This is a genomic window from Streptomyces sp. NPDC091281 (assembly GCF_044757425.1).
In the GTDB taxonomy this organism is placed as follows: domain Bacteria; phylum Actinomycetota; class Actinomycetes; order Streptomycetales; family Streptomycetaceae; genus Streptomyces.
Genome location: NZ_JBIVUY010000007.1, coordinates 262,496 through 285,401 on the forward strand (window position 1 = coordinate 262,496; position 22,906 = coordinate 285,401).

General features: G+C 74.6%; 25 protein-coding genes. 15 read left to right on the forward strand and 10 right to left on the reverse strand.

The features are described from left to right. Nucleotide 1: 1 nt before the first annotated feature. From ACIQPQ_RS20255 to ACIQPQ_RS20265, 3 genes are all read right to left on the reverse strand, one after another. On the reverse strand, nt 2-370 hold the full coding sequence (locus tag ACIQPQ_RS20255) for a VOC family protein (protein WP_401305595.1): 369 nt from the start codon (nt 368-370) through the stop codon (nt 2-4). A gap of 167 nt (nt 371-537) precedes the next feature. Continuing rightward, a complete protein-coding gene (locus ACIQPQ_RS20260; protein ID WP_401305597.1) occupies nt 538-981 on the reverse strand; it encodes a PIN domain-containing protein in 444 nt (147 codons plus the stop codon). Continuing rightward, nucleotides 978-1,250 (reverse strand): CopG family transcriptional regulator, encoded by a 273-nt coding sequence (locus tag ACIQPQ_RS20265; RefSeq protein ID WP_383775284.1) that lies wholly within the window; start codon nt 1,248-1,250, stop codon nt 978-980. The genes ACIQPQ_RS20260 and ACIQPQ_RS20265 overlap by 4 nt, the downstream gene beginning before the upstream one ends. A 239-nt stretch (nt 1,251-1,489) precedes the next feature. Between ACIQPQ_RS20265 and mmuM the strand changes: the two genes are divergently transcribed. Further along, nucleotides 1,490-2,443, forward strand: a complete 954-nt coding sequence (mmuM, locus tag ACIQPQ_RS20270) for a homocysteine S-methyltransferase (RefSeq protein ID WP_401305599.1) — start codon at nt 1,490-1,492, stop codon at nt 2,441-2,443. Nucleotides 2,444-2,497: 54 nt separating this feature from the next. Here mmuM and ACIQPQ_RS20275 read toward each other — a convergent pair whose 3' ends face one another. Both ACIQPQ_RS20275 and ACIQPQ_RS20280 read right to left on the reverse strand, forming a co-directional pair. Next, nucleotides 2,498-4,198 (reverse strand): carboxylesterase/lipase family protein, encoded by a 1,701-nt coding sequence (locus ACIQPQ_RS20275; protein ID WP_401305601.1) that lies wholly within the window; start codon nt 4,196-4,198, stop codon nt 2,498-2,500. A gap of 304 nt (nt 4,199-4,502) precedes the next feature. Further along, a complete protein-coding gene (locus ACIQPQ_RS20280) occupies nt 4,503-4,910 on the reverse strand; it encodes a RidA family protein (RefSeq protein ID WP_401305602.1) in 408 nt (135 codons plus the stop codon). Nucleotides 4,911-5,093: 183 nt separating this feature from the next. Between ACIQPQ_RS20280 and ACIQPQ_RS20285 the strand changes: the two genes are divergently transcribed. Further along, nucleotides 5,094-5,471, forward strand: coding sequence for a winged helix-turn-helix transcriptional regulator (locus ACIQPQ_RS20285; RefSeq protein ID WP_383775292.1), 378 nt, complete (start codon nt 5,094-5,096; stop codon nt 5,469-5,471). A gap of 110 nt (nt 5,472-5,581) precedes the next feature. On the opposite strand, the gene ACIQPQ_RS20290 is transcribed toward ACIQPQ_RS20285, so the two are convergent. Then, complete coding sequence (locus ACIQPQ_RS20290) at nt 5,582-6,448, reverse strand: oxaloacetate decarboxylase (RefSeq protein WP_383775294.1); 867 nt, start codon at nt 6,446-6,448, stop codon at nt 5,582-5,584. A 174-nt stretch (nt 6,449-6,622) separates the two neighbouring features. Then, nucleotides 6,623-7,249, reverse strand: coding sequence for a hypothetical protein (locus ACIQPQ_RS20295; protein WP_401305604.1), 627 nt, complete (start codon nt 7,247-7,249; stop codon nt 6,623-6,625). Nucleotides 7,250-7,392: 143 nt separating this feature from the next. Between ACIQPQ_RS20295 and ACIQPQ_RS20300 the strand changes: the two genes are divergently transcribed. Together ACIQPQ_RS20300 and ACIQPQ_RS20305 are read left to right on the forward strand one after the other, a co-directional pair. Next, nucleotides 7,393-8,070, forward strand: a complete 678-nt coding sequence (locus tag ACIQPQ_RS20300) for a VOC family protein (protein WP_401305605.1) — start codon at nt 7,393-7,395, stop codon at nt 8,068-8,070. Between the two features lie 81 nt (nt 8,071-8,151). After that, entirely contained in the window at nt 8,152-8,553 is a 402-nt protein-coding gene (locus ACIQPQ_RS20305) for a VOC family protein (RefSeq protein WP_401305607.1), read from the forward strand. Nucleotides 8,554-8,575: 22 nt separating this feature from the next. Here ACIQPQ_RS20305 and ACIQPQ_RS20310 read toward each other — a convergent pair whose 3' ends face one another. After that, nucleotides 8,576-9,253: a helix-turn-helix domain-containing protein gene (locus ACIQPQ_RS20310; RefSeq protein ID WP_401305609.1), complete on the reverse strand. Its 678-nt coding sequence runs from the start codon at nt 9,251-9,253 to the stop codon at nt 8,576-8,578. Between the two features lie 52 nt (nt 9,254-9,305). Next, nucleotides 9,306-10,259, reverse strand: coding sequence for an AraC family transcriptional regulator (locus ACIQPQ_RS20315; protein ID WP_401305611.1), 954 nt, complete (start codon nt 10,257-10,259; stop codon nt 9,306-9,308). An 80-nt stretch (nt 10,260-10,339) separates the two neighbouring features. On the opposite strand from ACIQPQ_RS20315, the gene ACIQPQ_RS20320 reads away from it, so the two are divergent. Continuing rightward, entirely contained in the window at nt 10,340-11,281 is a 942-nt protein-coding gene (locus tag ACIQPQ_RS20320) for an NmrA family transcriptional regulator (protein ID WP_401305613.1), read from the forward strand. Nucleotides 11,282-11,360: 79 nt separating this feature from the next. Here ACIQPQ_RS20320 and ACIQPQ_RS20325 read toward each other — a convergent pair whose 3' ends face one another. Further along, entirely contained in the window at nt 11,361-12,545 is a 1,185-nt protein-coding gene (locus tag ACIQPQ_RS20325; protein WP_401305614.1) for a YihY/virulence factor BrkB family protein, read from the reverse strand. Between the two features lie 178 nt (nt 12,546-12,723). Between ACIQPQ_RS20325 and ACIQPQ_RS20330 the strand changes: the two genes are divergently transcribed. The 10 genes from ACIQPQ_RS20330 to cysD all read left to right on the forward strand — a co-directional run bounded on the left by ACIQPQ_RS20330 (nt 12,724) and on the right by cysD (nt 22,904). After that, nucleotides 12,724-14,358 carry an acyl-CoA dehydrogenase family protein gene (locus tag ACIQPQ_RS20330; protein WP_383775315.1) on the forward strand — a complete coding sequence of 545 codons (1,635 nt, stop codon included), beginning with the start codon at nt 12,724-12,726 and terminating at the stop codon, nt 14,356-14,358. Between the two features lie 288 nt (nt 14,359-14,646). Then, a complete protein-coding gene (locus tag ACIQPQ_RS20335; RefSeq protein WP_401305616.1) occupies nt 14,647-15,933 on the forward strand; it encodes a GAF domain-containing protein in 1,287 nt (428 codons plus the stop codon). 377 nt (nt 15,934-16,310) lie between these two features. Beyond that, complete coding sequence (locus ACIQPQ_RS20340) at nt 16,311-17,615, forward strand: hypothetical protein (RefSeq protein ID WP_401305617.1); 1,305 nt, start codon at nt 16,311-16,313, stop codon at nt 17,613-17,615. A 200-nt stretch (nt 17,616-17,815) separates the two neighbouring features. Next, the gene (locus ACIQPQ_RS20345) at nt 17,816-18,388 is read left to right on the forward strand and encodes a GNAT family N-acetyltransferase (protein WP_401305619.1); all 573 of its coding nucleotides are present in this window, start codon (nt 17,816-17,818) and stop codon (nt 18,386-18,388) included. A 127-nt stretch (nt 18,389-18,515) separates the two neighbouring features. After that, nucleotides 18,516-18,599, forward strand: a complete 84-nt coding sequence (locus ACIQPQ_RS20350; RefSeq protein ID WP_309474722.1) for a putative leader peptide — start codon at nt 18,516-18,518, stop codon at nt 18,597-18,599. Nucleotides 18,600-18,725: 126 nt separating this feature from the next. Further along, complete coding sequence (locus ACIQPQ_RS20355) at nt 18,726-20,423, forward strand: nitrite/sulfite reductase (protein WP_401305621.1); 1,698 nt, start codon at nt 18,726-18,728, stop codon at nt 20,421-20,423. Further along, the gene (locus ACIQPQ_RS20360; RefSeq protein ID WP_329221979.1) at nt 20,420-20,599 is read left to right on the forward strand and encodes a hypothetical protein; all 180 of its coding nucleotides are present in this window, start codon (nt 20,420-20,422) and stop codon (nt 20,597-20,599) included. Before ACIQPQ_RS20355 ends, ACIQPQ_RS20360 begins: the two co-directional genes overlap by 4 nt. Beyond that, nucleotides 20,596-21,306, forward strand: a complete 711-nt coding sequence (locus tag ACIQPQ_RS20365; protein ID WP_401305623.1) for a phosphoadenylyl-sulfate reductase — start codon at nt 20,596-20,598, stop codon at nt 21,304-21,306. Before ACIQPQ_RS20360 ends, ACIQPQ_RS20365 begins: the two co-directional genes overlap by 4 nt. Before the next feature lie 120 nt (nt 21,307-21,426). Further along, nucleotides 21,427-21,963, forward strand: coding sequence for an adenylyl-sulfate kinase (cysC, locus tag ACIQPQ_RS20370; protein WP_383775334.1), 537 nt, complete (start codon nt 21,427-21,429; stop codon nt 21,961-21,963). After that, a complete protein-coding gene (gene cysD / locus ACIQPQ_RS20375) occupies nt 21,960-22,904 on the forward strand; it encodes a sulfate adenylyltransferase subunit CysD (RefSeq protein ID WP_401305625.1) in 945 nt (314 codons plus the stop codon). Before cysC ends, cysD begins: the two co-directional genes overlap by 4 nt. Nucleotides 22,905-22,906: the final 2 nt, after the last annotated feature.

The window sequence follows — 22,906 nt, forward strand, 5'->3', positions numbered from 1 at the left end:
CTCAGCCCGCCCGCTCCCCCGCGCCGCGCTCCACGCAGAACTCGTTGCCCTCCGGGTCCGAAAGGACGGCCCAACCGGTTCCGTCGGGGTTGCGGCGGTCGTCGGTGAGCGTCGCACCGAGGGCGAGGAGGCGCTCCACCTCCTCGTCCCGGGTGCGGTCCTGGGGTTCGAGGTCGAGGTGAATCCGGTTCTTGACCTTCTTCGCCTCGGGCACCGTGACGAAGAGCAGCCCCGCCCCCTCGATGAGCGCGTACTCGTCCCCCGGCGCGTCGTCCGCGTGCAGCGGCTCCCCGAGCACGGCGGACCAGAACCCCGCCAGGGCGTACGCGTCCGCACAGTCGACCGTCGTATGACGGATCTTGGAAGTCATGCGGGGATTGTGGCGGAGGGGGTGGGGCGGGGCAACGGGGATTCGGGGCGGGGCGGACAGACCTCGCACGTCCGATATGCGCGTCGCCGTCCACGAAGGGCTCGGGCGTGCCCCGGACCTGGCCCCGCGAGCCGGGACACCCAGTCTCACGGCCGGGGCACCCGGTCTCACAGTGGCAGGTCGTCCGGGAGGACCCGGAAGGACTTGTGGCGGCCCAGGGGGCGGACGGCTCGGAAGTCGCGGCGGTCGAGGGTGAGGATCGCGTCCGTGTCGTAGTCCGAGGCGAGGGCGACGTTCACCGCGTCGGCGAGGTCGAGGTCGAGGGCCCGGTAGCGGAGGCGTACGGACTGGGCCGCGCTCAGGTGGTCCTCGGTGATCTCGGGGAGCACGACCCGGCCGCGCGTCATCCAGCGCCGCAGATCGTCCACCGCGCCCACCGCCGCGTCGCGGCCCAGTTCGCGTGTGGCGACGTGATCGAGTTCGGCCAGCAGGAGGGGGGACATGACGAGGAGGCCGGCCGCCATGATCGCCTCGTTGGCGGCCTCGTGCTCGGGGTGGGTGGAGTCCAGGGCGGCGAGGAGGCCGGAGGTGTCCGCGATGACGATGATCACGCGGCGGTTCCGCGCCCGGAGCCCGGCTCGGTCTCACGGCGGACCGCGTCCGCCACGGCGTCCCGGACCTCTTCCTTCGTCGCCGTCCGTCCCGGCCCCTCGTACGTCCGCGAGAACAACGGCTCGTCCCAGACGCGGTTCGCCATGGCGGCGAGGTGGATGCCCTGCCGGATGATCTCGGCCTCGCTGATCCCCCGGCGCTTCGCCGCCTCCTTGATGATCGCCAGATCTTCCGGGTCGGCGTACACGTTGGTCCGTTTCATCGACATACATCGACAGTAGTACATGTACCAGAGCGGTGTACGGAGTCCGCGGTCCGAGGAAGACGCCCGGGGGCGCCCCGGTTCCGGTCGGGGTGCCCCCGGAGGTCGTCGCGCGCTTGCGGCAGTGCTCGGTGCCGGAGGGCGGACGCCGTCAAGGTATGCGGGGGGCCGTGGGCGGTCAACGGATCGGACCGGACCGGGGGAGGGCTTTCCGGGTGGGGGACGCCGTCGGTTAGCGTCGGGGTATGGCCCGCCTCGATCAGTCCGGCACCGTTCCCGGCTTCGCCGACGCTCTCGCCGCCGGGACCCTCGTCCTGGACGGGGGCATGTCGAACCAGCTGGAGGCGGCCGGGCACGACCTCGGGGACGCGCTCTGGTCGGCGCGGCTGCTCGCCGAGCGGCCGGAGTCGGTGACCGAGGCGCACCTCGCGTACTTCACGGCGGGCGCGGACGTGGCGATCACCGCCACCTACCAGGCCACTTTCGAGGGCTTCGCCCGGCGCGGCCTCCCCCGCGGGGAGACCGCGCGGCTGCTCGCGCTCGGGGTGGAACTGGCCCGGGACGCGGCCGGGCGGGCCCGCGCGCGGGGGGTCACCCGGCCGCTGTGGGTGGCCGCGTCCGTCGGGCCGTACGGGGCGATGCTCGCCGACGGCTCCGAGTACCGGGGCCGGTACGGGCTCGGCGTCGACGCCCTCGAAGCCTTCCACCGGCCCCGGCTGGAGGTGCTGGCCGCCGCCGGACCGGACGTGCTCGCCCTGGAGACCGTGCCCGACGCCGACGAGGGCGAGGCGCTGCTGCGGGCGGTGCGCGGGCTGGGGGTGCCCGCGTGGCTGTCGTACAGCGTCGCCGGGGACCGCACCCGCGCCGGGCAGCCGCTCGCGGAGGCGTTCGCACCGGCCGCCGACGTGGACGAGATCGTCGCGGTGGGCGTCAACTGCTGTGCGCCCGAGGACGTCCCGGCGGCCGTGGCGACCGCCGCGCGCGTGACCGGGAAACCCGTCGTCGTCTATCCCAACAGCGGCGAGGCCTGGGACGCCGAGGCCCGCGCCTGGGACGGGGCTTCGACCTTCGCCGCCTCGCGGGTACGCGGCTGGCGGGACGCGGGCGCCCGGCTCGTCGGCGGGTGCTGCCGGGTGGGCCCCGACGCGATCGCGTCGATCGCCCGCGACCTCGGTACGTACGACCCGCGACCGAACTGAGCGCGGATCGGCCGCGGGTCGAGTCCGGCCGCGCCGAGTCCCGTCCGGGCGCGGTCAGTTGTGGCCCACACCGCCCGCGCGACCGGCCGTGCGGCGGCGCAACCGGCTGACCACCGACCGGAGTTCGGCGGTGCGCGGACTGTGCTCCTCGGCGCCCGGGGGCGAGGTGAGGGGAGCGCCGTCCGGGTCGTCCGGGTCGAGGGTGACGGCCGACGGCGGGTCGGCGGGGGCGTCGGCGCCTGCCCAGAGGGCCAGTTCGCGGTCGCGCGGACCGTACGCGGTGTACGCCGTGCCGTCGGCCGGTGCCCCGGACCCGGCCGAGCCCTCCGCACCCGCGGCTCGCGCCGCCTCCTCCTGCCCCGCGCCGAACACCCGTACCGGATGCCGTTCGTCCCACGGCTCCCAGCCCGGGTCGCCGGTGGCGGCGAAGCGGACCCACGCGCCGTGCATGGCGTCCGCGAGGTCCTGTGGGGCGTCGTCCCCGGCGAGCTTCGCGGCCTCGGGGGCGTCCCCGGTGCCGAAGACGAAGCCGAGTTCGAGGCCGTGGCAGGCGCCCATGCCGGGGCGGCCGGAGGGCCAGGCGAACTCGTAGACGTACGCGGTGCCGGGGCGGGCGTCGGCGAGGCGCTGGAGGGGGCGGCGCAGGATGTGGTCGGTGACCATCTGGCCGACGGTCTCGGCGGCGCCCGCGCCGGGGTGCAGGGCGCGGTAGCCGCGCGGCACCTCGTGGCCGCAGTGGCAGCGGGCCATGGCCCCGGCGAGGGCGACCGCGCCGAGCCGGTCGACGCGTTCCAGCAGGCCGCCCGGCACCAGCCAGAGGCGGTACTCCTCGCGGGTCCAGCCCAGCAGCAGTTCGGCGCCCGGCGCGGCGTCCCCGTCGACCAGGGCCTGGAGCGGGTCGCGGGGCACGAGGTCGCCGTCGATGACGATGCCGAAGGTGGGGCCGCCCAGGACCGGGCTGCTCAGGCGGCCCGTCTCGGCCTGGGTGCGCAGCAGCAGCGCGCGGTCGACGGCGGCGAAGGCCTCGGCGGTGGCGGGGATCTTCAGCCGCGCGGCCATCCGGCGGACCATGCGCCGTACCTTGTCGCGTTCGAAGGCCTCGGGCGGGCCGCTCTGGAGCACGGCCCGCCGGAACAGGCCCCGCGCCTGCGGGGCGGCGATCAGCGCGCCGATGCTGATCGCCCCGGCGGACTGCCCGGCCAGGGTGACCAGGTCCGGGTCGCCGCCGAAGCCCGCGATCGCCTCACGAACCCAGCGCAGCGCGGCGAGCTGGTCGCGCAGGCCGGGATTGGCGGGCGCGTCGGGGAACAGGCCGTAACCCTCCACGCCCAGGCGGTAGTTGACGGATACGACGACGACGCCGTCCCGTGCGAAGTGGCGGCCGTCGTAGACCGGGACCGCGGAGGAGCCCCGGGTGAGGGCGCCGCCGTGGAACCAGACCAGCACGGGCAGCCGGGCGCCGGGCCCGGGTTCGGGCGTCCACACGTTGAGGTTGAGACAGTCGTCGCCCGCCACGACCGGGTCGGAGAGGTACTGGGCGAAGGCCTCGGAGTACGGCGGTTTCGGCGCGGTGGGCCCGAAGGCGCCCGCGTCGCGCACCCCGGTCCAGGGCTCGGGCGGCTCCGGCGGGCGGAAGCGGCGGGGGCCGAAGGGCGGGGCCGCGTAGGGGATGCCCCGGAAGACCGCCACGCCGTGCTCGTACCGGCCGCGCACTGCGCCGTACGGGGTGTCGGCGACGGGGGTCGGCCCGGTCACGTCCCCGGAACCGGCCCTCTCGGCCTTCCCGGCCCTCTCGGCCTTCCCCACTCCCTCGGCCCTCGCCGTGGCTCCGTTCCCGTGGTCGTCCTGGGGGTTCGTCCGGCCTGACGTCATCTGCCCACCAGCCCTTCGCCGCGCTGTCGCACACCGGTATCACCAGAGCAGCACAGCGGCCGGGGGTATTCCGCCGCTCGGGCCTCGGACAGGGCCGTTCGGGCGACATCCGGCGTGTTCCGGGGCCTGGCGGAGGGTCGGTCGGGTAAAGCGCGGCGGCCGGAACAGGGGGGCAGGGCGGCGGGGGTCAGTCCAGTACGGCGGTGACCTCCAGCTCGACCAAGTGTTCGGGGATGTCCAGCGTGGCCACGCCGATCAGCGAGGCGGGCGGGGCCGAGGTGACCCCGAGCGCGGCGGCGGCGCGGCCCACACCGTCCATGAACTGCGGCATCTTGTCGGGGGTCCAGTCGACGACGTAGAAGGTGGCCTTCACCACGTCGTCGAAGGTGGCACCGGCCCCGGCCAGGGCGGTGGCGGCGTTGAGGTAGGCGCGTTCGACCTGCGCGGCGAGGTCGCCCTCGCCGACCGTCGCGCCGTCGGCGCCCCAGGAGACCTGTCCGGCGACGAAGACCAGCCGGGAGCCGGTCGCGATCGCCACCTGGTGGTAGGCGTCGACCTTCGGCAGACCGTCGGGGTTCACGAGGGTGATGGGCATGGCTGTGCGCCTTTCCTTGCGGAGGGGGGTGGAGAGCTTGCGGCTCACGAAGGACGCTCGTCGTGGTCGATCGTGACTGTCGTGGTCACGCGCGGCCGTTGTGGTCACTTGTGGTTACTGGGAAACCGTAGGAGAGTCTGCGCTGACATGGAAGAACGCACTTTTCGGTGACTGGGGAACCTGATGGTGACCAAGGGATTCGACGGACCGGCCGACGCGGACCTGCGGCGCGCGGACTCGCTGGCGCGCGAGATCTTCTCCGACGTGGCCAACAAGTGGGCCCTTCTGATCACCGAGGTGATCGGTGACCGGACGCTGCGTTTCAGCGCGCTGCGGGACGAGATCGAGGGCATCAGCCACAAGATGCTCACCCAGAACCTGCGGATGCTGGAGCGCAACGGGCTGGTCGAGCGGACGGTGTACCCGACCGTGCCGCCGCGCGTGGAGTACACGCTGACCGAGGCGGGGCAGGCGCTGCGGGTGACCATCGACGGGCTGTGCGACTGGACCCAGCGCCACCTCGGCCACATCGAGGAGGCCCGCCGCCGCTTCGGGGGCTGAGGGGACCGAAGGCGGCAGAGAGACAGGCAGGGGCAGGCGGAGCCAGACGGGGGCGGACGGGGGTGCGGGGGCGGCGTCCGTGAACCGGGGCGCCCCCGCCACCCCCGCGCTCAGACCCCGGCCCTCCCCCGCGCTGACCGCAGCCGGGCGATGTTGTCCTCCAGCAGGCGGGTCGACGCGGCGACGCCGATCCCGCCGGTGCCGGGGTCCACCTCGGGCAGGCGGCCGTCCGCGCTCCGCAGGCCGGTGAGGGCGTCGTCGATCGCCCGGTGCGCGGCGAACAGGCACGGCGTGCTGTAGATCGCCACGTCCACGCCCAGTTCGGTGAGTTCGGGCAGCGACAGGCGCGGGGACTTGCCGCCCGCGATCTGGTTGAACAGCAGCGGCTTGTCGCCGACGACGCCCCGGACGCGGCGGATCCACTCCACGTCGCGGACCCCGTCGACGAGGACGACGTCCGCGTCGGTGGCGGCGAGCGCCTCGGCACGGCGCAGGATGTCGTCCTCCTCCGTGGCGTCGGTGCGGGCCACGACGACCAGGTCGGTGCGGGTGGCGAGGACCATCTCCAGCTTCTCGAGGTACTCGGCCAGTGGCAGCACCTGCTTGCCGTCGGCGTGCCCGCAGCGGCGCGGCCTGCGCTGGTCCTCCAGGATCACCCCGGACGCCCCGGCCCGTTCCAGGCCCTCCACCACGTGGCAGGCGACCTCCGGGTCGACGTAGCCGTCGTCGATGTCGACCAGCAGGTGGTGGCCGGGGAAGGCGCCCCGCAGCCGCTGGACGAACGCCATCATGTCCGGCCAGGCGATGAACCCGATGTCGGGCAGCCCGTAGAAGGAGGCCGCGAAGCCGAAGCCGGAGACGAACAGGCCGTCGTAGTGCCGGGCCGCGATCGACGCCGAGTACATGTCGTAGACACCGATCAGCGGTGTGGTGTCCGGTGCCGCGATCCGCTCGCGCAGCTTGGTCCCGTAGGTCAACGTCCCGCTCCTCGTGCTCGGTTGCCTGGCCGACACGAGGATCGCGGCGCGCGGCCGGGCACACCGAACCGGCGGCGGCACCGCTCACCCCGATGGCGCAGAGGGTTCACCGCAGAAACGTCACTGGAGAATCGGGGGGCGGGCCACAGGGAGTGCGGGGCGGTGGGGGTGCGGCTAGCCGCCCGCGTCGGTGTCGTTGTCGGGGGCGCCGTCGCCGTCGGTCGGGAGGTCGCCGCGCTCCACGGGGGCGCCGCGGTCCGGCTCGGGCGGGAGCAGGGCGTCGAGGTCGTCGGCGGTGGGGCGGTGGACGCGGTCGGCGGCCTCGCGCAGGGTGTCGCGGGGGACGCCGCTTCCGCTGACCCGGATGACGAACCCCCGCTTCGGCAGGGCGTACTCGGCCCAGTCGCCCCCGCTGCGGAACCAGGCGTCGCCGTCGCGCACGCACGTCACGGGGACGGCCTCCGCGGCACCGGCGGGCCACGCGGGCTGCTCGGCGCAGTCCGCGGCGCCGATCGCGCCGCGGTCCACGGCGAGTCGCACCTGTCCGCCCTCGGGGGAGACGTACGTCGCGGAGAACCCGTCGTCGCCCAGCACCCCCACGGACTGCGGGGCGAGGGTGTGTCCGGGCACGTCGGTGGCGTACACCAGCTCGGGGGCGATGCCGCGGGTCTGCGCGCGGGAGGCGAGGGCGGCCGGGTCGGCGGCGGCCCCGGCCTTCTCGTCGCCGCAGGCGGTGAGCACGACGGCCCCGAGCAGCAGCAGGGACGTCAGGGCGGATCGGCGACGCGGGACGGTGACCATCCGGCCATCCTGCCCCGGCGGCCCGACGTGTGTCGCCGCCGTTTCCGGCCCGCCCGCCCCGCGCCCGCGCCGCCTCGTGGGGGCCCATCTCCGTTCTCCGGCACCCTCGTTGGAGGTCGGCGGGGCGCGTAGGCTCGGGCGGGATGACTCCCACTCAGTCGCCGCGCCCCGGTCCCGCGCCGGGTGCCGCTCCCCCGTTGCTGGACCATCTCGTCCTGGCGACCCCCGATCTGGCGGCCACGGTCGCCGAGTTCACCCGGCGCACCGGGGTGGTGCCCGCTCCCGGCGGCGCCCACGTCGGGCTCGGCACCCGCAATGTCCTGGTGGGGCTGGGGGGTGACGCCTATCTGGAGATCATCGGCCCGGACCCGGAGCAGGCCGGGACCCAACGGCCGCGCGGGCCAAAGCCGTTCGGGGTGGACGGGCTGACCCGGCCGCGCACCGTGACCTGGGCGATCGCCCCGCCCGACCTCGACGCGGCCAGCGCGGCGGTCCGGGCGCGGGGTCATGACCCGGGCGGCGTACGGGAGATGAGCCGTCGGCGTCCGGACGGGTCCCTGCTGGCGTGGCGGCTGACCGACGGCACGGAGCCGCACCCGTGCGGACCGGTGCCCTTCCTGATCGACTGGGGCGGCTCGGTCCATCCGGCGGCGTCCGGACTGCCGGTCACCCCGCTGCTGGCGCTGTCGGCCACCGCCCCGGACCCGGCCGGGTACGGCACCCTGCTCGCCGCCCTCGGCACCGGGCTGCCGGTCACCGAGGGCCCGCCGGGGCTCATGTTCACGCTGGAGACGCCCCGGGGGCCGGTGGCCTTCGACTGAGCGGGAACGGAGCGGCGCGGGAGGGGGCGGGCGTCCGTTTCGTTCAAGACGGCGGGTTCCGCCGCTGTCTACGGTGGCCGCATGAGTACACGCTTCGACGCCATCGGGCTGGTCGTCTCCGACATGGCCGCCTCCGTCGCCTTCTACCGCAGGCTGGGCTTCGCCTTCCCCGAGGGGGCCGAGGGCGAGGGCCACGCCGAGGCCCCGCTGCCGGGCGGGCTGCGGCTGCTGCTGGACACCGAGGAGGTCGTCCGGTCGTTCCATCCGGAGTGGGAGGCGCCGTCCGGCGGCGGCCGGCACTCCCTCGCGCTGCGCTGCGACAGCCCCGCCGAGGTCGACACCGTCTACGAGGAGCTGGTGGCCGCCGGGTACGCGGGCGAGCTGAAGCCGTGGGACGCCGTCTGGGGCCAGCGGTACGCCGTGGTGCACGACCCCGACGGTCACGGCGTCGACCTCTTCGCCCCGCTGGCCGGACAGCAGTAGCTGGGCGGGAGCCCGGCGGACGTCACGCGGGGCGCAGCAGCTCCGTCAGGGTCGTCCCGGTGAACTGCCGTACGTCGCGCGCCAGATGGGCCTGGTCGGCATATCCGGCGCGGGCCGCGGTGTCGGCGTACGGGAGGCCCCGGCGGGCCAGGGTCAGGGCGCGCTGGAGGCGCAGGACGCGGGCGAGCGTCTTGGGGCCGTAGCCGAAGGAGTGCAGGGAGCGGCGGTGCAACTGGCGGGCGCCGAGGCCGAGTTCGTCGGCGGTGCGGGCGACCGGGCGGCCCGCGTCGAGGGCGGCGACCAGGTGGCGCAGGACCGGGTCGGGGGTGGCCGCGCGGCCCCGGGCGATGTCCTCCAGGGCGGTCGCCGGACAGGATGCGGCGGCGACCCGGGCGCGCAGGCGGCGTACCTCGTCGGCGGGCCACAGGTCGGCCAACTCGACGCGCCGGTCACGGAGTTCGTGGGCCGGGACGCCCAGGAGGGCGGGCGCGGTGCCGGGGTAGAGGCGCAGGCCCGCCCAGGTGGCGGGCGGGTCGGCGGGCAGGTGGGCGCGGGTGTCGGGGCCCGCGACGAGGAGCCGGTCGCCGTTCCAGAGGAGGTCCATGCAGCCGTCGGGCAGGACCGGCCGGACCGCGCCGCTCGTGGGGGTCCGGGTCCACGCCACGGCGCCGTCGAGCCGGGACGGCCACTCCTCGTACACGTCGCCAGGGTACGCCGCGAGCACCGGCGGGGCGGGGTCGAAGGGGGGAAGCCTAGATCCCTGGGACGGGGACCCGGGGGGCCTGGCGGTGTTCCTGGGGGCTTATGCCGTAGACCCGTTTGAAGGCGCTGGAGAGGGCGAAGGAGCTGCCGTAGCCGACCTGGCGGGCGATGGCGCCGATGGTGTCGTCGGTGTCGCGCAGGCGGTCGGCGGCGAGGGCGAGACGCCAGCCGGTGAGGTACGCCATCGGCGGTTCGCCGACCAGGTCGGTGAAGCGGCGGGCGAGACCGGCCCGCGAGACGCCCGCCTTCGCGGCGAGGGCGGCGACCGTCCAGGGGTGCGCCGGGTCGTCCTGGACCAGGCGCAGCACGCGGCCCACGACGGGGTCGGCCATGGCCCCGTACCAGGCGGGGGCGGCCGCCTCGGGGCGGGAGAACCAGGCCCGCAGCGCGGCGATGACCAGCAGGTCGAGCAGGCGGTCGAGGACGACCTCCTGGCCGGGTTCGTCGCGGCCGATCTCCTCCATCAGCATCGGTGTGAGGGGGCACCGCCAGGTGTCGGCGGTCAGGGAGAGCAGCGGCGGCAGGGCGTCGAGCAGGCGTCCGCTGATCTCGCCCGCCATCAGGTACGTCCCGATGAGGACGACGGTGGAGCCGTCGAGGCGGTTGCCCCAGGCGCGGACGCCGAGGTCCATGGTGCCGTTGAGGTCGCGGCCGTCGGGGTGGGCGCAGACTCCGCCGGGCAGGACCAGGGCCTGCGGGGGTGTGCCGGGTTCGTCGGCGCAGGTGTAGGCGCCGGGGCCGCGGACGATGGCGAGGTCGCCCGCGCCGAGCCGGAGCCGCTCGCCGTCGTCGTGGACGACCCAGCCGCCGCCGCGCACCACGAGCATCACGGTGAGCGGCGCGTGGTCCTCGACGCGGACCGCCCACGGCGGGTCGAAACCGGCGCGGATCATGAAGGCGCCCCGGGCGCGGGGGCCCTCCAGGAGACCGGCGAGTGCGTCCATGGGGCCAGCGTAGACGCGCGCTTATGGGAATGAGCCGTTCGGCGATGGGCCCCCGCGGGGCACGGCAGTTGACTGGTCGCATGACGAATCAGCAGACCAACCAGCAGGCGGACCGGCAGACGGATCAGCAGACGGACCGGCAGACGCACGGGACGACGGACCCGGCGACGGACGCCGCGCGCGGCGGGCAGGGCGGGGCGGGCGGGACGACCGTGGTGGTGACCGGGGCGACCGGTCGGACGGGCGGGGCGGTGGCGGCGGCCGCCGCGGCGGCGGGGCTGACCGTGCGGGCGGCCTCGCGGGCGACGGGCTTCGACTGGGCGGACCGGTCGACCTGGGCGGCCGTGCTGCGCGGGGCGGACGCGGCGTATCTCGCGTACCCGACGGACGTCGGCTCCCCGGAGGCGACCGAGGCGGTCGGGGAGATCGCCCGGGAGGCGGTGGCGCTGGGGGTGCGGCGGCTGGTGCTGCTGTCGGCGCGCGGGGAGGACCGGGCGCTGCCGACGGAGGAGGCGCTGGCGGCCTCGGGCGCGCGCTGGACGGTCGTCCGGGCGGCCTGGTTCGCGCAGAACTTCAGCGCGGGGCCGCTGGCCGACGAGCTGCGGGCGAGCGGGGGCCTGGTGTTCGCGGCGGCCGAGGGGGTGCGGGAGCCGTTCGTCGACGTACGGGACATCGCCGACGTCGTCGTCACGGCGCTCACCTCCGGCGACCGCTGGGCGGGGCGCGCGGTCGAGGTGACCGGGCCGCGGCTGCTCACCTGGGGCGAGGCGGTCGCGGAGATCGGCGCGGCGGCCGGGCGGGAGCTGACCTACCGGGCCGTACCGGTGCGCGACTACCGCGAGCGGCTGATCGCCTTCGGTGTCCCGGCCGCCGGGGCCGACTTCCTCACCGACCTCTTCGCGGACCTCCTCGACGGGCGCAACGCGCAGGTCACCGACGGGGTCGAGACGGTCCTCGGCCGCCCGGCCCGCGACTTCTCCGCCTTCGCGAAGGAGGCGGGGGCGGAGGGTGTGTGGGGGTGAGGGCGGGGGTGCGTGGGGGTGAGGGCGGAGGCCGTCCTACGGGCACTGGAACGGCCCCGCCCCCGTTCTCTCCCCTTCGTCACTCCTCGGGCGGGGGCGGCTCCTCGCCGTTGGCGGAGGGGCGGGGGGTGGGGGCCGTTCTGGCGTGGGTGCGGAGGCGGCCGGTGACGTCCTCCGGGGGGAGGAAGCGGGACCAGCGTTCGGGGAACTCGGACGGCATGTCGGGGTCGTCCGGGTCGTCGGGGTCCTCGTCGTGGTGGCGGGCGGCGGCCCGGCGGGCGACGTACTCGGCGGCCTCCTCCTCCCGCAGCCGCTCGTTCGCGGCGCGGGCGGCGGCGGTCGCGGCGGCGGGCCAGACGCGGTCGATGGCGGCGTTCACCGCGGCCCCGACCAGCACCGCGAACGCGGACACGCCGATCCAGAGCATGACCGCGACGGCGGCGGCGAGGGAGCCGTAGATCGAGGCGCCCTCGACGGTGTTCTGGAGGTAGATCCTCAGCAGGAAGCTGCCGAGGACCCACATCGCGAGGGCGACGAGCGCGCCGGGGACGTCCTCGATCCACGGCGAGCGCACCGGCACGGACACGTGGTAGAGCGTGGTGAGGAAGGCGACGGACAGGACGATCACGACGGGCCAGTACAGGACCTGCACGACGGTCGTCGACCAGGGCACGATCCGCACGACGGCGTCCGGTCCCGCGACCATCAGGGGCAGCGCGACCGAGCCGATCAGCAGGGCGGCGATGAACAGCGCGAACGCCACCAGCCGGGTCTTGACGATGCCGCGCACGCCGTCGAGGCCGTACATGACGGTGATGGTGTCTATGAAGACGTTCACCGCGCGCGAGCCCGACCACAGGGCGAACAGGAAGCCGATGGAGATGATGTCGGGGCGGCCGCCCTTCATCACGTCGTCCAGGATCGGCTGGGCGATCTGCTCGACGCCCTTGTCGGACAGGACGGTCCGGGAGGCGTCGAGGAGGTTGGCCTCCAGGCTGCTGATGGTGTCGGTGCCGGTCCAGAAGTCGACGTAGCCGAGGAGCCCGATCATGCTGAGCAGCAGCGGGGGGACGGAGAGCAGGGTGAAGAAGGCGGCCTCGGCGGCGAGGCCGAGGATGCGGTACTCGATGCAGGAGTTGACGGTGTCCTTGAGCAGCAGCCAGGCGGTCCTGCGCTTGGAGACGTTCCGGTAGAGGGCACGCGCCCGATGGAGACGCCCGGCGGGGGCCTCGGATCGCTCGGGGAACTGACTTGCTGACTGCACGCCCTAAAGGTATCCGCCGTTCGAGGCCTCACTCACCTCCAGGTGGGACACCGTGGCCGCGCGCCGCGCCGGTCGGCGCCCGCCCGCCTCCCGGCGGCGCCGCGGACCGGCCGGGCGGGCGCGGGGCGTTCCGTGTCCCGGCGGCCATGAGGGGCGTACCGGGGGGTACGTTCGCGTCATGGCAGGCAGCACGCACACGGTGACCAACCAGCCCCCTCCCCTCCTCGGGCACGACGTCTACGGCACGGACCGGGCCCTGGTGTCCGCCGTGGAACGCCACCTCGCCCCCGAGCTGACCGGCGAGGCGCACGGTGAGCTGTCGGGGCTGGGCCGGGCGGCCGGGTCGGCGCAGCTGCGGGAGTGGGCCTTCCAGGCCGACGAGCACCCGCCCCGGCTGCGCACCCACGACCGCTACGGGCGCCGCGTCGACGAGGTCGACTTCCATCCGGCGTGGCACCGGCTGCTGGGCAAGGGCGTCGGCGCGGGGCTGACGGCGGCCTGGACGCGGCCCGGCGGGCATGTGCGGCGGGCGGCCGGGTTCCTGGTGTGGACGCAGGTCGAGGCGGGGACGTGCTGTCCGCTGTCGATGACGCACGCGGCGGTGCCCGCGCTGCGCGCCGACCCGGAGCTGGCCGCCGAGTGGGAGCCCCGGCTGACGTCCACGGTCTACGAGCGCGCCCTGCGGCCGCCCCGGCTGAAGGCGGGGGCGCTGTTCGGGATGGGGATGACGGAGAAGCAGGGCGGCAGCGACGTCCGCTCCGTCAGCACGGCGGCGCGCCCGCTGGCGGAGGACGGCACGTACGTCCTGACCGGGCACAAGTGGTTCTGCTCGGCGCCGATGTCGGACGGCTTCCTGGTGCTTGCGCGGGCCGACGAGGGCCTGACCTGCTTCCTGGTGCCGCGCGTCCTGGACGACGGCGCCCTCAACCCGTTCCGCCTCCAGCGGCTCAAGGACAAGCTGGGCAACCGGTCGAACGCGTCGGCGGAGGTCGAGTTCGACGGGACGTGGGCGCGCCGGGTGGGCGAGGAGGGCGCCGGGGTGCGGACCATCATCGGGATGGTGGCGGCGACCCGGCTCGACTGCGTCCTCGGGTCGGCGGGTCTGATGCGGGCGGCGGTGGCGCAGGCGGTCCACCACTGCGCGTACCGGGAGGCGTTCGGCGGGAAACTCCTCGACAAGCCTCTGATGCGCAACGTCCTGGCCGATCTGGCGCTGGAGTCGGAGGCGGCGACCGTGCTGGGCCTGCGGCTGGCGGCGGCGTACGACGACGGGGGCGAGCAGGAGCGGGCGCTGCTGCGGATCGCGGTGCCGGCCGCCAAGTACTGGGTGACGAAGCGGTGTTCGCCTGTCGTGGTGGAGGCGGCGGAGTGCCTGGGCGGCAACGGCTACGTCGAGGAGTCGGGGCTGCCGCGGCTGGTGCGGGAGTCGCCGCTGAACTCGGTGTGGGAGGGCGCGGGCAACGTCCAGGCGCTGGACGTGCTGCGGGCGCTGCGGCGGGAGCCGGAGGCGCTGAACGCGTATCTCCAGGAGGTGGGGCGGGCGCGCGGCGCGGACCACCGGCTGGACGCGGCGATCAAGGACCTGCTGACGGAACTGGCCGATCTGGACGGCGCGGAGGCGCGGGCGCGGCGGATCGCGGAGCGGTTCGCACTGGTGCTCCAGGGGGCGCTGCTGGTGCGCCACGCGCCGCCGGAGGTGGCCGACGCGTTCTGCGCGTCCCGGCTGGGCGGTGACGCGGGCGCGGCCTTCGGGACGCTGCCGCACACGCTGGATCTGGCGTCGGTGGTGGAGCGGGCCCGTCCCGAGGTCTGAGCCACGGGGACGCGGGACGGGGGTGGTGCTGCGCCGACACGGCACCACCCCCGCGGCATTGGCCCTGCGAGGCCGATGACGCCGCTCGGGGCGGCGTGGCACAAGTTTCGGACACGCGGGGGGCGCGGGCCAGGGTTGCAGAGGGTTGCAAGCTGTCGGCACGGTGACCGGACTGCGCCCCTCCGTGCCCGGCGGGACGGCAAGATGGGTCCTTCAGCAGGACCGGCAGCAGGCGGCGCAGGAGCTTGACACCGGTCGTCGGACCGTGTGCTCACCGGGAGGCTCCCCGTGGCGAAGTCGCCGATGAACGTGCCGCAGACCACCGCCGACGTCGCGCGCGCGGTCCGGACGGTCAGCGAGGTCCGCGACGCCAAGCTCGCCGGGGTGCGGCCGGGCCGGGCGCCGCGGCCGGTGATCGAGCAGTCCTGGCAGCGGATGCTGCGCAGCGGCGTCGATCCCGAACACCCGCCGCGCAGCGGGCTGCTGAGCACGGAGGAGGTCCGGCGGCGGCGCGAGGAGTCGCCGCTGCGGGAGGTGCTGCCGGTGCTGCGCGAGGGCCTGCTGTCGGTGGCGGACGTGGCGCAGCACATCATGGTCGTCGCCGACGGGGAGGGCCGCATCCTGTGGCGGGAGGGCTGTCCGCCGGTGCTGCGCAAGGCGGACGAGATCGGCTTCGAGATCGGCGCGGACTGGCGGGAGGACGTGGCGGGCACCAACGGGCTGGGCACGCCCGCGGTGGTGCGGCGGCCCGTGCAGGTGTTCGCCGCCGAACACTTCGTACGGGCGCACACGGCGTGGACGTGCGCGGGCGCGCCGGTGTGCGATCCGCGCAACGGCCGGCTGCTCGGGGTGGTCGACGTGAGCGGGGCGCTGGAGACCATGCACCCGGCCACCCTCGCCTGGGTGGACGCGGTGGCGAAGCTGGCCGAGGCGCGGCTGCGGGAGCTGCACCAGCAGGCGCTGGAGCGGCTGCGGGCGGTGGCGGCGCCGGTGCTGGCCGGGATCGGCGGGCGGGCGGCCGTGGTGGACGCGGACGGCTGGACGGCGGCGGTGACGGGGATGCCGTACACGAACCGCCTCGTGCTGCCCAAGTCGCCCCGGCCGGGGCGGCGGTGGCTGCCCGCGCTGGGGGCGTGCGTGCTGGAGCCGCTGGCCGGGGGCTGGCTGGTGCGGTCCCTGGACGGGGCGTCCGAGCCACCGGCGCGGGACGGGACGCGCATCCTGCTGGACCTGTCCCGGCCGCGCCGCTGGTCGGTGTCGGTCGCCGGGGGCGGCGGGGTGTGGTCGCACGAACTGACGCCCCGGCACGCGGAGTTGCTGTACCTTCTGGCCGTGCACCGGGGTGGGCGCAGCGCGTCGGGGCTGGCCGAGGACGTGTTCGGGGACCCGGGGCGGCGGGTGACGGTGCGGGCCGAGATGTCGCGGGTGCGGCGCTATCTCGGCGGACTGCTGGACCATCGGCCGTATCGTTTCTGCGAGGACGCCGAGGTCGATCTGCTGCTGCCGCCCGATCCACGGGACCTCCTCCCCCACTCGGCGGCTCCGGCGGTGGCCGCCGCGCGGGCGCGGGAGTGACGCCGTGTCCGGGGCCGGGGTGGGCCGGAACCAGTGCGCGGGTGTGAGCCGGAACCGGTGCGAGGGTGGGACCGGCGCGGCGCGGCGCGGCCGGAGGGACGAATTCCGGGCGATCGCGCGTGGGGCCCGCCGGTGACCGATCCGGTCGCGCGGGCGACCGGTTCCGTGCCGGGGACGACGGATTCCGTGCCCCGACGGCGGTTTCTTCCTTCTTTCGTGCCGTGAATCGACTGACGTCACCGCATCTTCCCTACATGTGCGAGGTCTTCGTCCCCGGAAGGGGTCACCTGTCGTAGCATCACTTTTCGGGCCACCCCACCTGCTCCCCTGTCAACGTATGGATCATCAGGCGCAGTTGGCCCGCCTCGGGAGGACGAATGAAGCAGCGTGGCCGACATCGCAGGCGCAGACGGGGCAGGGCGGTGCGCGGGTTCCTGACCGGAACCGCCCTGGCCCTCACCGCCGCCGCCACCATGATCAGCGCGTCCCAGGCCACGGTCGCCGACGGCCCGGGCGCGCTGAAGCCGCTGACCTCCGCCGCCGACACCGACGCGCTGCGCCTCACCGAGGAGCCGGTGCCCGCCGCCGACCTGGACCGGCTCGCCGCCGGGATGGGCGCGCCGCTCGGCGTGGACGAGGTGCTGCGCGGCGCGGGCCGCGCGCTGCGCGACACCGTCGACTGCACGGCCGGGGAGCGCGCCGCCCTGCCGCTCACCCCGACCGCGACCCGCGCGTACTGCTGGAACACCGCCGACACCGACGGCTGGCGGCCCGGCGCGGTCACCACCTCGGGCGACGCGGACGAGGACGGCATGTGGGGCGCCCACCGGGTGATCCTCTCCGGCTGGTCACGGGCCGACGGCCCGGCCGACCGGCGCGGGCTGGCCCGGATCGCGTTCGTGAACGCCGACAACCTCAACCGCCCCACCTACACCTGGGGCCTGCTGGCCGTCCCGGTGGACGGCGGGCGGGACTACCGGGGGCTCGTCTCACGGGTCTCGGGCATGGTCTGGTACCAGGACAAGCTGCTGGTCACCGCCGACGACGACGGCGGCACCGCGCTGTACGTGTACGACGTCAACCGGGTGCACCGGGCCACCGTCACCGGCCCGGCGATCGGACGGGTGCCCGGCGGCTGGTCGGCGGACGGCGCGCCGTACGTGCTGCCCGCCGTCGCCGCCTACCGGCTGAGCGGCGGCCCGCGCGCCCCGCACCCGGCGACCGTCTCGCTGGACCGCAGTACCGCGCCGGACACCCTCGTCGCCGGGGAGTGGACGCTCGACGGCGGCGACCGGCGGGCCCGGCTGTGGCGGTACGCGTTCGACGCCGCGCCCGGCCGGTCCGGGCTGCTCGCCGGGGACCCCGCCGACCCCGGGGGCAGGGTCGGCGCCACGGAGGCGTACACCACGAAGGCGACCGGGCTGCACAGCGTGCTGGCGTACCGGGGCACCTGGTACCTGAGCCGGACCGGCGGGGACGGCGACGGGCGCGGCACGCTCTGGCGGCAGGACAGCGAGGGCGCGCGGGCCGCGCGGTGCGGCGCGGACGACAGCCGCCACTGCTGGAGCCCGGGGACGGAGTCCCTCTCCTACTGGACGGCGACCGGGGAGGTCTGGGCGCAGTCCGGCCGGACCCTGTTCGCGCTGCCGCTGGCGTCGGTCGACGGGGCGGCGCGGCAGTAGCGTCGACGGGGCGGGCACGGCAGCAGCGGGGCCCCGCGGTCGGGCCGGCCGGTCACCGCACCCGCCCGGCGCCCCCTTCCCCACGCCCCCCTTCTCTGTGCCCCCTCCCTGCGCCCCCTTCCCTGGGGGCCGGTCCCGGTGGAGTGGTTTCGGCCGTCCGGTTTCGACAGACGGGCGCGGCGGATGGTTCCCTGGCGGGCATGACCACCATCCCCGTGACCACCTGGTCCCTGGAGCAGACGTCCCCGGGCGATCTGCTGCCCGCCGCCGCTCCCGAGGGCGACGTGCGGATCGCGCGCGCCGAGGTGCCCTCACCCGAGTTCAGCCGGTTCCTGTACGCGTCCGTCGGCGGTGACATCCGCTGGACCGACCGGCTCGGCTGGCCGTACGCGCGCTGGAGCGAGCACCTCGGACGTCCAGGGGTCGAGACCTGGGTGGCGTACGAGCGGGGGACGCCCGCCGGGTACGTGGAGCTGGAGCCGCAGGACGACGGCGTCGTGGAGATCGTGTACTTCGGGCTGGTCCCGGCCTTCCGCGGGCGGGGCATCGGCGGCCACCTCCTGTCGTACGGCGCGGCGCGCGCCTGGGACCTGGCGGAGCGCTGGCCGGGGCTGCCCGGCACCGAGCGGGTGTGGCTGCACACGTGCAGCAAGGACGGCCCGCACGCCATGGCCAACTACCAGCGCCGCGGATTCACGCTCTTCGACACCAAGGTCGAGGAGGAGACGCTCCGGGCCGCTCCGGGCCCCTGGCCGGGCGCATACCCGGCCTGACCTGCGTCGACAAGACGTCACGCAGCGTATGTGACCGATGACACCCCCGTCTCGCATAGCGAGACAGAGACGTCCACATAGCGGACGATGCTGGACTCGTTCCAGAACGCCGTGCCACGCTTTCGCCATGTCCGGAACTGGAATTGCCTTGGTGAGTCGGCGGCACGTCGACCTCGGCCGCATGTCCAGCGCCATCTGTCCGGTGAGCTGACGAGCCCGGCACCACCGACATCCCCCGTCGCAGCAGCCCTCTGCACCCTACTGCGCCCATCGCGCCCGTGCGCCTCCACGCGCAGGTCAGAGCCGCTTTCCGCCTGTCCCGAAGGACGTATTCACCATGGCCGCCACCCCACAGAACCCTGCCGCCTCCGGGCCCCGCCGCAAGGTGAGCCGTCATCGCGGCGAAGGACAGTGGGCCGCGGGGCACTTCACCCCGCTCAACGGCAACGAGCAGTTCAAGAAGGACGACGACGGTCTCAACGTACGGACACGTATTGAGACGATCTACTCGCGGCGCGGCTTCGACTCGATCGACCCCAACGACCTGCGCGGCCGGATGCGCTGGTGGGGCCTCTACACCCAGCGCAAGCCCGGCATCGACGGCGGCAAGACCGCGATCCTGGAGCCCGAGGAGCTGGACGACAAGTACTTCATGCTGCGGGTGCGGATCGACGGCGGGCGGCTCACCACCGCCCAGCTGCGGGTGATCGGCGAGATCTCGCAGGAGTTCGCGCGCGGCACCGCCGACCTCACCGACCGGCAGAACGTGCAGTACCACTGGATCCGCATCGAGGACGTGCCGGAGATCTGGAACCGGCTGGAGGCCGTCGGCCTGTCCACGACCGAGGCCTGCGGCGACACCCCGCGGGTGATCCTCGGCTCGCCGGTCGCCGGGATCGCCGAGGACGAGATCATCGACGGCACCCCGGCCATCGACGAGATCCACCGCCGCATCGTCGGCAACAAGGACTTCTCCAACCTGCCCCGCAAGTTCAAGTCCGCGATCTCCGGCTCGCCGCTGCTGGACGTGGCGCACGAGATCAACGACATCGCGTTCGTCGGCGTCGACCACCCCGAGCACGGGCCCGGCTTCGACGTCTGGGTCGGCGGCGGACTCTCCACCAACCCCAAGATCGGCGTCCGGCTCGGCGCGTGGGTCCCCCTCGACGAGGTCCCCGACGTCTACGAGGGCGTCATCTCCATCTTCCGCGACCACGGCTACCGGCGGCTGCGCACCCGCGCCCGCCTCAAGTTCCTGGTCGCCGACTGGGGCGCGGAGAAGTTCCGGCAGATCCTGGAGGACGACTACCTCCAGCGCAAGCTCGTCGACGGGCCCGCCCCCGAGCAGCCCGTCGCCCGCTGGCGCGACCACGTCGGCGTGCACCGCCAGAAGGACGGCCGCTTCTACGTCGGGTTCGCGCCCCGCGTCGGCCGCGTCGACGGCGCCACCCTCGCCAAGATCGCCGACCTCACCGAGGCGCACGGCTCGGGCCGGGTGCGCACCACCGCCGAGCAGAAGATGATCGTCCTCGACGTCGCCGAGGACCGGGTCGACTCGCTCGTCGCGGGCCTGGAGGCGCTCGACCTCACCGTCACCCCCTCGCCGTTCCGGCGCGGCACGATGGCCTGCACCGGCATCGAGTACTGCAAGCTCGCCATCGTCGAGACCAAGCGGCGCGGCATCACCCTGATCGACGAACTGGAGCGCCGCATCCCGGAGTTCGAGGAGCCGATCACGATCAACATCAACGGCTGCCCGAACGCCTGCGCCCGCATCCAGGTCGCGGACATCGGTCTCAAGGGGCAGCTGGTCCTCGACGACGACGGGCAGCAGGTCGAGGGCTACCAGGTGCACCTCGGCGGCGCCCTCGGCCTGGAGGCCGGGTTCGGCCGCAAGGTCCGCGGCCTGAAGGTCACCTCGCAGGAACTGCCCGACTACGTCGAGCGCGTGCTGCGCCGGTTCCAGGACCAGCGCGAGGACGGCGAGCGGTTCGCCGTCTGGGCGGCGCGGGCCGGCGAGGAGGACCTGTCGTGAGCGAGCGGGCCGCCCCCTTCTACTGCCCCTACTGCGGCGACGAGGACCTGCGTCCGAGCGAGCAGGGTCACGGCGCCTGGGAATGCGCGGCGTGCAACCGCGCCTTCCAGCTGAAGTTCCTCGGGCTGCTCGCCCGGGGTGTTCAGCGCGCCGACGACGGAGGGGACCGGATATGACGACCGTTCAGGAAGCAGCCACCGAGGACGAGTTGAAGGCGCTCGCCGAGCAGGCGGGCCGGGACCTGGAGGACGCCCCCGCGCTGGAGATCCTGCGCTGGGCGGTGGAGACCTTCGGCGAGCGGTTCTGCGTGACCTCCTCGATGGAGGACGCGGTCGTCGCCCATCTCGCCTCCCGGGTCCGGCCGGGCGTGGACGTCGTGTTCCTCGACACCGGCTACCACTTCCCCGAGACCATCGGCACCCGGGACGCCGTCGAGGCCGTGATGGACGTCGAGGTCATCACCCTGACGCCCCGCCAGACGGTGGCCGAGCAGGACGCCGAGCACGGACCGAAGCTGCACGACCGGGACCCCGACCTGTGCTGCGCGCTGCGCAAGGTGCGTCCGCTGGAGGACGGCCTCACCGGCTACCGCGCCTGGGCGACCGGCCTGCGCCGCGACGAGTCCCCGACCCGCGCGAACACCCCGGTCGTCGGCTGGGACGCGCGGCGCCGCAAGGTCAAGGTGTCCCCGATCGCCCGCTGGACCCAGGACGACGTGGACGCGTACGTCGCCGAGCACGGGGTGCTCACCAACCCGCTGCTGATGGACGGGTACGCCTCCGTGGGGTGCGCGCCCTGCACCCGCCGGGTCGTGGCGGGCGAGGACGCCCGCGCCGGACGGTGGGCGGGCCGCGCCAAGACCGAGTGCGGACTGCACGGCTGACCGATGACGACCACTCCCCCGCGCCCCGCGGCCACCCACGCGCGCACGCCCGCACCCGCCGCGCCCCTTCCGTCCCCCTCGTCCCCGCCCCGCCCGCTCCCGACGAATCTGGAGAACCCCGTGACGACCGGAGCCACCGTCTGGCTCACGGGTCTGCCGAGCGCCGGCAAGACCACCATCGCGTACGAACTCGCCGGACAGCTGCGGGCGGACGGCCACCGGGTCGAGGTCCTCGACGGCGACGAGATCCGCGAGTTCCTCTCCGCGGGCCTCGGCTTCGGCCGCGAGGACCGGCACACCAACGTGCGCCGCATCGGCTTCGTCGCCGAACTCCTCGCCCGCAACGGCGTGACGGCGCTCGTCCCGGTCATCGCCCCGTACGCCGACAGCCGCGCCGCGGTCCGCGACCACCACGCCCGCGCCGCCACCCCCTACCTGGAGGTGCACGTGGCGACACCGGTCGAGGTGTGCAGCGTGCGCGACGTGAAGGGCCTGTACGCCAAGCAGGCGGCGGGCGAACTGACCGGCCTCACCGGGGTCGACGACCCCTACGAGGAGCCGGAGAAGCCGGACCTGCGGATCGAGTCGCAGCACCAGACCGTCCCGGAGTCCGCCCGGTCCGTGTACGCGCTGCTCAAGGAGAGGGGACTGGCATGACCACCGTCACCACGGTCCGCGAGGGCGGCGAGGGCACCACCGTCCCGTACGCGCTCAGCCACCTGGACGCCCTGGAGTCCGAGGCGGTGCACATCTTCCGCGAGGTCGCGGGCGAGTTCGAGAACCCGGTGATCCTGTTCTCCGGCGGCAAGGACTCCATCGTCATGCTGCACCTGGCGCTCAAGGCGTTCCGCCCGTCGGTGGTGCCGTTCGCGCTGCTGCACGTCGACACCGGCCACAACTTCCCCGAGGTCCTCGACTACCGGGACCGCGCGGTCGCCGCCCACGGCCTCAGGCTGCACGTGGCGTCGGTGCAGGACTACATCGACCGCGGGGTCCTCAAGGAGCGCCCCGACGGCACCCGCAACCCGCTCCAGACGCTGCCGCTGACCGAGAAGATCGCCGCCGAGCGGTTCGACGCGGTCTTCGGCGGCGGACGCCGCGACGAGGAGAAGGCCCGCGCCAAGGAGCGGGTGTTCTCGCTGCGCGACGAGTTCTCCCAGTGGGACCCGCGCCGCCAGCGCCCCGAACTGTGGAACCTGTACAACGGCCGCCACGCGCCCGGCGAGCACGTCCGGGTGTTCCCGCTGTCCAACTGGACCGAGCTGGACGTGTGGCAGTACATCGCCCGCGAGGGCATCGAGCTGCCGGAGATCTACTTCGCGCACGAGCGGGAGGTGTTCCAGCGGGCCGGGATGTGGCTGACCGCCGGTGAGTGGGGCGGGCCCCGCCCGGCCGAGACCACCGAGAAGCGGCTGGTGCGCTACCGGACCGTCGGCGACATGTCCTGCACCGGCGCCGTCGACTCCGACGCGGTGACCCTGGAGCAGGTCATCGCCGAGATCGCCGCGTCCCGGCTGACCGAACGCGGCGCCACCCGCGCCGACGACAAGCTCTCCGAGGCCGCGATGGAAGACCGCAAACGCGAGGGGTACTTCTAGGC